Consider the following 12,263-nt stretch of genomic DNA (forward strand, 5'->3'; position numbering starts at 1 on the left):
TTTGCGTGGGTGATCGCCATTATTCTGATGCTGTCGGGGATCGCGTCGATCTTCACGTTGCCGGTCGCGCAGTATCCGACCATCGCGCCGCCGGCCATTCAGATCAGCGCCACGTATCCGGGTGCTTCGGCTATCACGGTCGAAAACACGGTGACGCAGGTGATCGAGCAGCAGATGAGCGGCCTCGATCACTTGCTGTACCTGTCGTCGACCAGCGATGACTCCGGCACGGCCACCATCACGCTGACGTTCGCCGCCGGCACCAACCCTGACATTGCTCAGGTTCAGGTGCAGAACAAGTTGCAGCTCGCAACGCCGCTCTTGCCGCAGGCCGTACAGCAGCTCGGCACGAAAGTGACGAAGTCGAGCAGCAGCTTCCTGGTGGTGATGGCGTTCGTGTCGACCGACGGCAGCATGGGCCGTTACGACCTGGCGAACTATGTGGCGTCGAAGATCCAGGATCCGGTCAGTCGTATCGACGGGGTGGGTACGGTCACGCTGTTCGGCTCGCAGTTCGCCATGCGAATATGGCTGGACGCAACCAAGCTCAACAACTTCCAGCTAACACCAATCGATGTCAAAAACGCCGTATCCAACCAGAACGTGCAGGTTGCGGGCGGCGGTCTCGGCGGCACGCCGGCGGTGCCGGGCCAAATGCTGCAGGCGACCATTACGGAAGCCACGCTGCTGCAAACGCCCGAGCAGTTCGGCAACATCCTGCTGAAGGTCAACGCGGATGGCTCGCAAGTGCGCATCAAGGACGTCGCGCGCATCGAGCTGGGCGGCGAGAACTACAACTTCGACACGAAGTACAACGGTCAGCCGACCGCCGGCTTCGGTATCCAGCTTGCCACGGGCGCCAACGCGCTGAATACGGCAAAACTGGTGCGCGCGAAAATCGACGATCTGTCGAAGTATTTCCCGCCGGGTCTCGTCGTGAAGTATCCGTACGACACCACGCCGTTCGTGAAGCTGTCCATTGAAGAAGTGGTCAAGACGCTGATCGAAGGTATCGTGCTGGTGTTCCTGGTCATGTACCTGTTCCTGCAGAACCTTCGCGCCACGCTGATCCCGACGATCGCCGTGCCGGTGGTGCTGCTGGGCACGTTCGCGGTCATGGGACTGGTCGGATTCTCGATCAACACGCTCTCCATGTTCGGGTTGGTGCTCGCCATCGGCTTGCTGGTGGACGATGCCATCGTGGTGGTGGAAAACGTCGAGCGGGTGATGGCCGAGGAGGGACTGTCTCCGAAGGAGGCGACCCGCAAGGCCATGGACCAGATCACTGGCGCACTGGTCGGCGTGGCGCTCGTGCTGTCGGCGGTGTTCGTGCCGGTGGCGTTCTCGGGCGGTTCCGTCGGCGCGATTTATCGTCAGTTTTCGCTGACCATTGTTGCGGCCATGATCTTGTCCGTGCTCACCGCGTTGATTCTGACGCCGGCATTGTGCGCGACGATCCTGAAGCCTATCGACAAGGACCATCACGTCGAGAAGAAGGGTTTCTTCGGCTGGTTCAACCGGATGTTCACGAAGAGCCAGGACAAGTATCACAGCGGCGTGGAGCACGTGATCAAGCGCTCGGGCCGTTGGCTCATCATCTATCTCGTGGTGATCGTGGCGGTGGGTTTCCTGTTCGTGCGTCTGCCGAAGTCGTTCCTGCCTGACGAAGACCAGGGCACCATGTTCGTGATCGTCCAGGCGCCGGCAGGTTCGACGCAGGAACGCACGGCCAAGGTTCTCGCCGATATCACCGACTGGCTGCTGAAAGACCAGAAGGACATCGTCGAAGCCGTATTTACGGTGAACGGTTTCAGCTTCGCCGGCCGTGGCCAGAACTCGGGTCTCGTGTTCGTGCGGATGAAGGACTACGCGCAACGACAGCACGCGGACCAGAAGGTGGGCGCGCTGGTCGGGCGCATGTTCGGGCACTTCTCGTCGTACAAGGACGCGATGGTGATTCCGGTGAACCCGCCGTCGATTCCTGAACTCGGCACGGCGTCGGGCTTCGACTTCGAGCTTGAGGATCGTTCGGGTCTCGGTCACGACGCACTGATCCAGGCGCGAAACATGTTGCTCGGCATGGCCGCGAAGGACCCGACGCTTGCGCAGGTCCGTCCGAACGGCTTGAACGATACGCCGCAGTTCAAGGTGAACATCGATCGTGAGAAGGCGAGTGCGCTGGGCGTGTCGCCGGCGGATATCGACAATGTGTTCTCGATTGCGTGGGGTTCGGCGTATGTGAACAACTTCCTCGACGTCGATAACCGGATCAAGAAGGTATACATCCAGGGCGACGCGCCGTTCCGCATGAACCCGGAAGACCTGAACGACTGGTATGTGCGCAACAGTTCCGGTGGCATGGTGCCGTTCGGTGCATTCGGCTCGGGCAAGTGGATCTACGGTTCGCCGAAGCTCGAACGCTACAACGGTATTTCCGCGGTGGAAATCCAGGGTGCGGCGGGTCCGGGCAAGTCGACGGGTCAGGCCATGGCGGCGATCGAGGCCATCGCGGCGAAGTTGCCGGCCGGTATTGGTTACGAATGGACGGGCTTGTCGCTGCAGGAACGTCAGTCGGGTTCGCAGGCGCCGATTCTTTACGGCATCTCGATTCTCGTCGTGTTCTTGTGTCTCGCGGCGCTGTATGAAAGCTGGTCGATTCCGTTCTCGGTGATCATGGTCGTGCCGCTCGGTATTCTGGGCGCGTTGCTCGCGGCTACCTTGCGCGGACTGGAAAACGATGTGTTCTTCCAGGTCGGCTTGTTGACTACGGTGGGGTTGTCGGCGAAGAACGCAATTTTGATCGTGGAATTCGCACGCGACTTGCGCTCGCAGGGCCGAACGACGGTCGAGGCGGCCATGGAAGCGGCGCGCTTGCGGTTGCGCCCGATCCTGATGACGTCGCTCGCATTTATTCTCGGCGTGCTGCCGCTCGCGATCAGTAACGGCGCGGGTTCGGCAAGCCAGCACGCGATCGGTACGGGCGTGATCGGCGGGATGTTGACGGCAACCTTCCTGGCGATTTTCATGATCCCGATGTTCTTTGTCGTGATCAGCAAGATCAGCCATGACAAGGGCACGCCGCATCACGAACACGGTGGCACGCCTGCTCCGGCCAAGGAAGGAAATTGAGATGCTAAAACACTCCTTGATAGCGGCAGCGGTCGCGCTTTTCGCGGCTGGCTGCACCATGGCGCCGAAGTATGTGCGCCCGGCGGCGCCAGTCGACCAGACGTTCCCGCAAGGCGGCGTCTACGACAAGCAGCCGACCGCCACCTCGGGCGATGCAAGCAACCGCACGGCCAATGCAAAACCGGCGGTGGATATCGGCTGGCGTGATTTTTTCGCCGATGCCCGCTTGCAGCGGATCGTCGAAATTGCGTTAAAGAACAACCGTGATCTGCGCGTGTCCATGCTCAACGTCGCTTCGGCGCGCGCGCAGTACCAGATCACACGCGCCGGTTTGTTTCCGACACTCGATGCAGTCGGCTCGCAAACCAAGCAGCGCACGCCGAAGGATTTGTCGTTCTTCAACCAGACCATTTCGAACCAGTATTCGGTGGGTGTGAATGCATCGTGGGAAATCGACTTCTTCGGGCGGATTCAAAGCCTGAAGGATCAGGCCCTGGCGCAATACTTCGCGCTGGCTGAGACTCGCAAGGCGGCGGAAATTTCGCTCGTCTCGCAAGTCGCCGATCAGTACCTGACCATGCTTTCGGCCGACGACCAGCTCACCGTCACGCGCAACACGTTGAAGACGGCGGACGAGTCGTATCGGATCACGAAGCTGCAGTTCGATAACGGCGTAGGTTCCGAACTCGACGTACGCCAGGCTCAAGGCGTTCAGCAACAGGCTGCCGCCAACCTGCAGTCACAAATGCGTTTGCGGGCGCAGGCCGAGAATGCGCTGGTGCTGCTGGTAGGCGAGCCGTTGCCCGCCGATCTGCCGCCTGGCTTGCCGCTCGACAGCCAGAACCTGCTCGCCGATATCCCGGCCGACTTGCCGTCCGACCTGCTCACGCGGCGTCCGGACATTGCGTCGGCGGAGCAGTCGTTGCTCGCGGCTAACGCGAACATCGGCGCGGCGCGCGCAGCGTTCTTCCCGAAAATCTCCCTGACGGGAAGTTTCGGGACCTTGTCGCCGTCGCTGGGCGGATTGTTCAAGCCGGGTTCGGCGGCGTGGTCGTTCGCGCCGCAGATTTCGATTCCGATCTTCGAGGGCGGCACGAACATCGCCAATCTCGACGTGGCGCAGATTCAGAAGCGCATCGAAATCGCGAACTACGAGAAGGCGATTCAAACTGCATTCCGCGAAGTGGCGGACGGTCTGGCGGCACGCGGCACTTACGATCAGCAGATCACAGCGCTCGAATCGTTCACGAAGTCGCAGTCACGCCGTCTGGAATTGTCGGACCTGCGTTATCGCAACGGCGTGGACAGCTATCTCTCGGTGCTGACGGCGCAAGATGATTTGTACACCGCGCAGCAATTGCTGATATCGGCGCGGCTTGATCGCGCGACCAACCTTGTGGATTTGTATCGCGAGCTGGGTGGTGGCTGGATCGAGAACGCAGGCGATCAGCCACGTCCGGCGGATCTGATTCCGGATTACCGCGATATCGGTACGCCGGCGACGGCGGCTCCGGCTGCTGCTTCGGGTGCGACCGTGGGTTCGGTTTCCACAGGACCGGCGAAGCTGGTGCCGGTGCAGCATCTGGTCCCGGTTGCAAAGCCGCAAGTTGATGCCGAAGGGAAGGCGGTTGGGTCGGCGGGATAAGTGGGTTAGTTGGATCGTGTGAAAAAAAACCGCAGCCTTGGCTGCGGTTTTTTTTCACCAACCCGTTCGTATCTCCTGCGGCACGTAGCGTTCTGATGTATTGAAGCACGTGGTTTGACTTAGCCATAATCATCGCGAATTTACATAGTTATGCGAAATGTCAACATAACCTGGTAAGGACGCAGATATGATTGTTTTGCGGGTCGGCTTCATGTTCTCAAAACTCAACAATAGAAAAGGAAATGTTGAGAACGCGAGGGGTGAAAGCGTGCCTGCATTGCGGTGAAAAGCGGTTCGTAGAGCTGTATGTCGCGCAGAGGGCGGCGCGTGGGTTGAAATATGTTGTACAAGCTCAGTGATGAATTGCGGCAGGTAGTCTGCTACGGCAAACGGCCGTGGCAGACCGACCTCGTTCTTGTTCCTTGGTTTGAATCGGTCATTGCAAAGACCAATTTAATGACCTAATATTAGTCTGGTTAGCATACGTCGTGGTGCTAAAACGACTGCATGACTAAAGGAACAAGGCGCACGAATGCGCCGTTACAGAGGCAATATGGAACTAATCCTTGCACGTACTTCGATCGGAATCAGCGAACTCAAGGTCAATCCGTCGGCCGCAATTGAGCAAGCAGATGGGCCGGTCGCTGTATTAAATCGAAACAAGCCTGTCGCGTACCTGATCCCGGCGCACGAATGGGAAGCAATCTGCGAGCGGCTCGAAGATATTGAACTGGCTGAGATTGTTAGGGCGCGTCGCGGCGAGAAAGCTGTGAGCGTGAAACTTGAAGATCTATGAACTAGAATTTTTAGTATCGGCGAAAAAGGAGTGGGACAAGCTCGACAATACCGTGCGTGAGCAGCTCAAGCGCAAACTCGCGGAGCGGCTTTTCAAGCCTCACGTTGAGTCTGCGCGGCTGAGCACAATGCCCAATTGCTACAAGATCAAATTGGCATCTTCCGGGTACCGGCTCGTGTACCAAGTGGTTGATCTCAAGGTTACTGTTGTGGTGATCGCTATCGGAAAACGAGAGAGAAATGCGGTGTATGCTGCAGCCTTGTGTCGCATTCCGCAGTAAAGCCATAAACGTGAAAGCTGCTCGAAGAACCATCGAGCAGCTTTTATTTTTCGACGGCCTCACGGACTGCTTCTCACCGTTCCGCCTTCGCCGTCCCATCGAAATCATGCCCTGCTCGCCGGATCGCGCACGTCGCATCGCGTTCCTTCTTCACTCCGTTGAACACGATATTGAGCAGCACCGCCGACACCGACGCCAGCAAGATCCCGCTGTGCAGAATCGGCTCGAGTGCGTGCGGCAATTGCGAAAAGAACTTAGGCGCAACCACCGGCACAAGCCCCATCCCGATACTCACCGCCACGATAAACAAGTTGTGATGGTTCTTCACGAAGTCGACCTTCGACAACACCTTGATGCCGTTTGCCGCGACCATCCCGAACATGACGATGCCCGCGCCGCCCAGCACGAACGGCGGCACCGACGCCACCACTTGCGCCATCTTCGGAAAGAGCCCGAGCGCCACCAGAATTACGCCCCCGGTCGCGCACACAAAGCGGCTTTTCACGCCGGTCACGCCGATCAGCCCGACGTTCTGCGAAAACGATGTATGCGGAAACGAATTAAAAAGTCCGCCGATCAACGTACCAAGGCCATCGACTCTCAGGCCGCGAACCAGCGCATCCTGATCGACAGGGCGCTCGACCATGTCGCCGACGGCGAGGAACATGCCCGTCGATTCAATGAACGTGACGAACATGACGATGACCATCGTCGCGATGGACAGCGGGTCGAAGTGCGGCAAGCCAAAGTGAAACGGCAGCACGATGCCGACCCACGGCGCGCTCGTCACGCCGTTCAGGTCGACGCGTCCGAGCGACATCGCGATTGCAAACCCCGCCACGATTCCCAGCAGCACCGAAATGTTGGCGATAAACCCGCGCCCGAACTTGTTGATCAACAAAATCAGCACGAGCACGACCAACGCGAGCAGCAGATACACCGGATTGCCATACTCGGGATTTCCCACACCGCCGGCTGCCCAGTTGATCCCGACGCCCATCAGCGATAAACCGATCACCGCGATCACCGTTCCGACCACGACGGGCGGGAAAAACCGCAGCAACTTCCCGATCATCGGTGCAAGAAATATCCCGATGACCCCCGCCGCAATGGTCGCGCCGAATATATCGAGAATGCCGAGCCCGGGATTCGTGCCGATGGCGACCATCGGACCGACGGCCGCGAACGTGCATCCCATGATGACCGGCAAGCGGATGCCGAAGATCCACAGGCCGAGCGTCTGGATCAGCGTCGCAACGCCGCATGAGAACAGATCGGCGCTGATCAGGAACGCGATCTGGTCCTTCGGCAACTTGAGCGCCGCGCCGAGAATCAGCGGTACGGCGACGGCGCCCGCATACATCACGAGTACATGCTGGATGCCCAATGTAAGCAACTGGGCGGCGGGTAAGCGTTCGTCGCACGGATGAACCGGGTTTGATGCCATGTCTTTGTCTCTCTCCATACAGTTTGATCGCCGTGCCATCCGGACGTCTTGTTTGAGCGATCCAAGGTAAGTGGCTTAAAAAACAAGAACAAGTCGACGTTGGCGTATGGCCCCCTTAGCCGGGCTGATATGGCCCGAGTGGCTTAACATTGCGCGTGGCGCGGCGAAGCGTTGGCTGGCGGGCGTTGAACGATTTGCGTCGCGCGAACGTGGGCACTTATATGCGAGGCGTGGTTATGATGGTTATCGGCCGGGACGCATAGTCCGTTTTTAGGTGGTGCGGCGAGGGCACGGGGTAAACCCGTCGCAACTGGGTTTTTCATGCCTTTTCATGCATTCCCGGCGCTTTCAAAACCGGGTTTTACGCCTGCGCTTAAACTAACGCCGCACACACAAAGTCACGAACACGAGCTTTTCAAGAATCAGCAGACCTCATACAAATGTCCGATACCGCCAAGCCCCAGACTCCCTTCCCCGACTTCCGCTCGCGCGAGTTCCTGCTCGACCATGCGTTACGGACCATGACGTTTTATCACCCGCATTGCATGGATCCGGCGGGCGGTTTCTATCATTTTTACAAGGACAACGGCGCCGTCTATGACCGCAAGACGCGGCACCTTGTATCGAGTACGCGTTTCGTTTTCACCTACGCAATGGCCTACAAGCATTTCGGCCTCGATGAATATCGCGGCGGCGTGCGTCATGGCATCGAATATTTGCGGGAGTTTCATCGGAATCCGGCAACGGGCGGTTATGCATGGACGCTCAATGGCCGACAGGTCACCGATGGCACCAATCATTGCTACGGCCTCGCGTTTGTCGTGCTCGCGTATGCGAAGGCGCTCGAAGCCGGATTCGAAGAAGCGCGGGCCTATCTGGAAGAAACTTGGGACCTGATGGAAGCGCGTTTCTGGGACGCTGAACACGGCCTGTACAAGGACGAAGCGAGCGCTGATTGGTTGGTGTCGGACTATCGCGGGCAGAACGCCAACATGCACGCTTGCGAAGCGATGCTCGCCGCATTCGAAGCATCAAAGGACGTGCGTTACCTCGACCGAGCCGCGCTGCTCGCAGACAACATGGTCAACCGTCAGGCCGCGCTGGCCGGCGGGCTCGTCTGGGAACACTACAAGCCGGACTGGTCGGTGGACTGGGATTACAACAAGGGCGACAAGTCGAATATCTTCCGTCCGTGGGGATTCCAGCCGGGACATCAGACGGAATGGGCGAAGCTTTTGCTGATCCTCGACCGGCATCGTCCGGAAGCGTGGCATGTGAAGCGCGCGCGTGAACTCTTCGACAAAGCCATCGAACTCTCGTGGGACCACGAGCATGGCGGCATGGTTTATGGCTTCGACGTGGAAGGCAAGTTCTACGACGAAGACAAGTATTTCTGGGTCCAGGCCGAATCACTGGCAACAGCCGCGTTGCTTGCCGAGCGCGCGGCGCGTGACGGCGACGCCGCCGCCGCGACCCGTTACTGGAATGATTACGACCGGTTGTGGGCTTATAGCTGGGAACACTTTGTCGACCATAAGTGGGGCGCGTGGTACCGGATCCTCGCGCGCGACAACACCAAGTACAGCGACGAGAAAAGCCCTGCGGGCAAGGTCGACTATCACACGATGGGCGCATGCTACGAAGTCCTGAACGTAGTTTGAACGCAGCCCTGAGAATCCCTGAATCAACGATTATCGATTATCGAAAGGAGTCGGACACATGAAGACGAAAGCCGCCATTGCATGGGAAGCCGGAAAGCCGCTGACCATCGAGGAAGTGGATCTTGAAGGGCCGCGCGCCGGCGAAGTGCTGATTGAAGTGAAAGCAACAGGCATTTGCCACACCGATTATTACACGTTATCCGGCGCAGACCCGGAAGGCATTTTTCCGGCGATCCTCGGGCATGAAGGCGCGGGCGTGATCGTGGATGTAGGTCCGGGTGTCGGCACCTTGAAGAAGGGCGATCACGTCATTCCGCTCTACACGCCGGAATGCCGCCAGTGCAAATTCTGTCTCTCGCGCAAGACCAACTTGTGCCAGGCCATTCGGTCCACGCAAGGCCGCGGGTTGATGCCGGACGCGACGTCGCGTTTTTCCATCGGCGGGAAACCGCTGTTCCATTACATGGGGACATCGACGTTCTCGAACTACATCGTCGTGCCGGAAATCGCGGTCGCGAAGGTACGTGAAGATGCGCCGTTCGACAAGATCTGCTACATCGGCTGTGGCGTGACAACGGGCGTCGGCGCGGTCGTGTATTCGGCGAAGGTCGAAGCGGGTGCGAATGTGGTCGTGTTCGGTCTGGGCGGTATCGGCTTGAATGTGATCCAGGGCGCGAAGATGGTGGGCGCCGACAAGATCATTGGCGTCGATATCAATCCGGGTCGCGTGGAACTCGCGAAGAAGTTTGGCATGACGCACTTCATCAACCCGAACGAAGTGCCGAACGTGGTCGATCACATCGTGCAACTCACCGACGGCGGCGCGGATTATTCGTTCGAATGTATCGGCAACACGAAGGTGATGCGTCAGGCCCTCGAATGCACGCACAAGGGCTGGGGACAGTCGTTCATCATCGGCGTGGCAGCGGCGGGCGAGGAAATCTCGACGCGTCCGTTCCAGCTCGTGACCGGCCGCGAATGGAAAGGCTCGGCGTTCGGCGGCGCGCGCGGACGCACGGATGTGCCGAAGATCGTCGACTGGTATATGGAAGGCAAGATCAATATCGATGACCTGATCACGCACACACTGCCGCTCGAGCGCATCAACGAAGGTTTCGACCTGATGAAGAAGGGCGAGTCGATCCGCTCGGTGGTTCTGTACTGAGGATGACAACGATGCTGGAACTCGTGGAAGAACATCGCTGCTTTAGCGGCGTGCAGCGGACATATAAGCACGACTCGCAAACCATCGGCTTGCCGATGCGATTCTCTGTCTTCCTGCCGCCGCAAGCCGCACACGGCAAGGTGCCCGCGTTGTTTTATCTCGCGGGTCTCACGTGTACCGAGGAGACGTTTGCGATCAAGGCGGGCGCGCAGCGTTTTGCGAGCGAGCATGGCATCGCGCTGATCGGGCCCGATACCAGCCCGCGCGGCGCGGGTGTGCCGAACGAAGGCGCGGCGTGGGATTTCGGCGTGGGTGCGGGGTTTTACGTCGATGCCACGCAGGAACCCTGGGCGCGCAATTATCGGATGTACTCGTATGTGACGCAGGAGTTGCGCACCACGGTGCTGACCGAGTTGCCCGTTCGCGAGGATCGTCTGGGTATCTTCGGCCACTCGATGGGCGGTCACGGCGCGCTGGTTCTGGCGCTGAGGAATCCGGACATCTACAAGTCGGTATCGGCGTTCGCGCCGATTGCCGCGCCTTCGCATTGCCCGTGGGGCGAGAAGGCGTTTTCAGGTTATCTGGGTGATGATCGGGAAACGTGGAAGCAGTACGACGCGAGCGAACTGGTGAAAAGCGCGAAGACGAAGTTCGATGCAGGGATCCTGATAGATCAGGGTCTTGCCGATAATTTCCTCGCCACGCAACTGCATCCGGAGATTTTCGAGGCGGCCGCGAAGGTGGCGGGGCAGACGGTGACGCTGCGCCGGCATGAAGGGTATGACCACGGGTATTACTTCATCTCGACGCTTATCGGCGAGCATGTGGCGTTTCATGCGCGGACGTTGTGCGCGTGAGGCAAAGTTGGACGGGAGCGCCGTGGGCGCTTTCGTTCTCGCAGTGATTGCGATCTACTTTCGACCCAACAAACTCACCCCGTAAACCCCTGCCGACAGCATCGTGATCCAGAAGCTCGTTGGCCAGTCGGTGTAATACGCCAGCGTCAGCCCGACCCACGCCTGTCCCAGCGCGAAAACGGCCGCGAGCATCACGCCGGTCGACAACCGCGTCGCCACGTTTTGCGCTGCCGCTGCCGGTCCGACCATCAAAGCGAACACGAGCAACACGCCTACGATCTGCGTCGATGCCGCCACTGCCAGCGCCGTGATCGCGAGGAACAGCACGGACACGAGCCGCAGCGATACCCCTTTGGCCTCAGCCAGCTCCGGCTGCAGCGACGCGAACAACAACGGCCGCATGATCACGGCCAACGCGCCGAGACTGACCACGGCGAGTCCAACCAGTACCAGAAGCGTTTCGTGACTCACCCCAAGCACGTTGCCAAAAAGCAGCGCGGTTGCCTGGCTTGCATACGCGGTGAAGAAGTGCAGGAACAGCAACCCGAATCCCAGCGATAAAGACAGGATCACGCCGATGGCAACATCACGTCCCGTGAGCTTTTCGCCCAGCGCGCCCATGCCGACGCCCGCAACGAGCGTGAAGCCGATCATGCCCCAGAGCGGCGAAACGCCCACGAGCACCGCGCCGGTCGCGCCCGTGAAACCCACGTGCGACAAGGCGTGGCCCGCGAACGTCTGACCGCGCAGCACCAGAAAGTACCCGACAATGCCCGCCAGTATCGCGACGATTCCCGACGCTGCAAAGGCGTTGCGCATGAACTCGTATTCAAACATCGTGGGAATGCGTTCCGGAGTGGTGATGACCGTGATCGTGACCATGGTCATGGTCGTGAGAATGCGAATGACCGTCGGGGCCATCTTCGTGGGCGTGATCGAGCTTGTCGACTTCCACGTCGCCGGCCATGACGAAGATGCGGCCGTTCACGCGCATCACGTCGATCGGCGATCCATAAAGCTGCGAGAGAACCGGCTTGGTAATGACTTCATCGATCGTGCCGAGCGCCGCGCGGCCATTGCCGAGATACAGCACGCGGTCAATGGAGTTCAGCAGCGGATTGAGTTCGTGCGCCGAGAACAGCACGGTAATCCCGAGCTCGCGCTGCACGCGCCGCACGAGATCGACAACGCCGGTCTGGTGACGCGGATCGAGACTGATCAGCGGTTCATCGAGGAGAAGGAGTTTCGGGTCGCCGAGCAGGCATTGCGCGAGCAGCAAGCGC

The 12,263-nt window shown here is 59.4% G+C and carries 9 protein-coding genes and 1 pseudogene; 7 read left to right on the forward strand and 3 right to left on the reverse strand.

What is annotated here, in order from left to right:
* The 4 genes from ACFFAR_RS12430 to ACFFAR_RS12445 form a co-directional block, all read left to right on the forward strand.
* Positions 1-3,129 (forward strand): efflux RND transporter permease subunit (locus ACFFAR_RS12430; RefSeq protein WP_375507943.1); only part of this gene is annotated, 3,129 nt, incomplete at its 5' end.
* Position 3,130: 1 nt separating this feature from the next.
* Positions 3,131-4,774, forward strand: a complete 1,644-nt coding sequence (locus ACFFAR_RS12435; protein WP_174362741.1) for an efflux transporter outer membrane subunit — start codon at positions 3,131-3,133, stop codon at positions 4,772-4,774.
* A 553-nt stretch (positions 4,775-5,327) separates the two neighbouring features.
* A complete protein-coding gene (locus tag ACFFAR_RS12440; protein WP_174362742.1) occupies positions 5,328-5,570 on the forward strand; it encodes a type II toxin-antitoxin system prevent-host-death family antitoxin in 243 nt (80 codons plus the stop codon).
* The gene (locus ACFFAR_RS12445; RefSeq protein ID WP_174362743.1) at positions 5,557-5,850 is read left to right on the forward strand and encodes a type II toxin-antitoxin system mRNA interferase toxin, RelE/StbE family; all 294 of its coding nucleotides are present in this window, start codon (positions 5,557-5,559) and stop codon (positions 5,848-5,850) included. The genes ACFFAR_RS12440 and ACFFAR_RS12445 overlap by 14 nt, the downstream gene beginning before the upstream one ends.
* A gap of 73 nt (positions 5,851-5,923) precedes the next feature.
* Here ACFFAR_RS12445 and ACFFAR_RS12450 read toward each other — a convergent pair whose 3' ends face one another.
* Positions 5,924-7,297: a nucleobase:cation symporter-2 family protein gene (locus ACFFAR_RS12450; protein WP_061998675.1), complete on the reverse strand. Its 1,374-nt coding sequence runs from the start codon at positions 7,295-7,297 to the stop codon at positions 5,924-5,926.
* 440 nt (positions 7,298-7,737) lie between these two features.
* Here ACFFAR_RS12450 and ACFFAR_RS12455 point away from each other — a divergent pair, with 440 nt between their 5' ends.
* The 3 genes from ACFFAR_RS12455 to fghA are packed head-to-tail and all read left to right on the forward strand — an operon-like array spanning position 7,738 to position 10,980.
* A complete protein-coding gene (locus ACFFAR_RS12455; protein ID WP_174362744.1) occupies positions 7,738-8,958 on the forward strand; it encodes an AGE family epimerase/isomerase in 1,221 nt (406 codons plus the stop codon).
* A gap of 58 nt (positions 8,959-9,016) precedes the next feature.
* Positions 9,017-10,123, forward strand: a complete 1,107-nt coding sequence (locus ACFFAR_RS12460; RefSeq protein WP_174362745.1) for an S-(hydroxymethyl)glutathione dehydrogenase/class III alcohol dehydrogenase — start codon at positions 9,017-9,019, stop codon at positions 10,121-10,123.
* An 11-nt stretch (positions 10,124-10,134) separates the two neighbouring features.
* On the forward strand, positions 10,135-10,980 hold the full coding sequence (gene fghA, locus ACFFAR_RS12465) for an S-formylglutathione hydrolase (protein WP_174362746.1): 846 nt from the start codon (positions 10,135-10,137) through the stop codon (positions 10,978-10,980).
* A gap of 54 nt (positions 10,981-11,034) precedes the next feature.
* On the opposite strand, the gene ACFFAR_RS12470 is transcribed toward fghA, so the two are convergent.
* Positions 11,035-11,817: a metal ABC transporter permease gene (locus ACFFAR_RS12470; RefSeq protein ID WP_062000721.1), complete on the reverse strand. Its 783-nt coding sequence runs from the start codon at positions 11,815-11,817 to the stop codon at positions 11,035-11,037.
* A pseudogene (locus ACFFAR_RS12475) lies at positions 11,810-12,263 on the reverse strand (ABC transporter ATP-binding protein); the annotation flags it as partial. The pseudogene ACFFAR_RS12475 and the gene ACFFAR_RS12470, both read right to left, overlap by 8 nt.

Origin of the sequence: uncultured Caballeronia sp. (assembly GCF_964243625.1) — a bacterium.
Lineage (GTDB): Bacteria > Pseudomonadota > Gammaproteobacteria > Burkholderiales > Burkholderiaceae > Caballeronia.

Bases quoted from the DNA above. Each gene is read 5' to 3' on its own strand.
- ACFFAR_RS12435 (WP_174362741.1), top strand. From the start codon at position 3,131: ATGCTAAAACACTCCTTGATAGCGGCAGCGGTCGCGCTTTTCGCGGCT.
- ACFFAR_RS12440 (WP_174362742.1), top strand. From the start codon at position 5,328: ATGGAACTAATCCTTGCACGTACTTCGATCGGAATCAGCGAACTCAAG.
- ACFFAR_RS12450 (WP_061998675.1), bottom strand. From the start codon at position 7,297: ATGGCATCAAACCCGGTTCATCCGTGCGACGAACGCTTACCCGCCGCC.
- ACFFAR_RS12455 (WP_174362744.1), top strand. From the start codon at position 7,738: ATGTCCGATACCGCCAAGCCCCAGACTCCCTTCCCCGACTTCCGCTCG.
- ACFFAR_RS12460 (WP_174362745.1), top strand. From the start codon at position 9,017: ATGAAGACGAAAGCCGCCATTGCATGGGAAGCCGGAAAGCCGCTGACC.
- fghA (WP_174362746.1), top strand. From the start codon at position 10,135: ATGCTGGAACTCGTGGAAGAACATCGCTGCTTTAGCGGCGTGCAGCGG.
- ACFFAR_RS12470 (WP_062000721.1), bottom strand. From the start codon at position 11,817: ATGTTTGAATACGAGTTCATGCGCAACGCCTTTGCAGCGTCGGGAATC.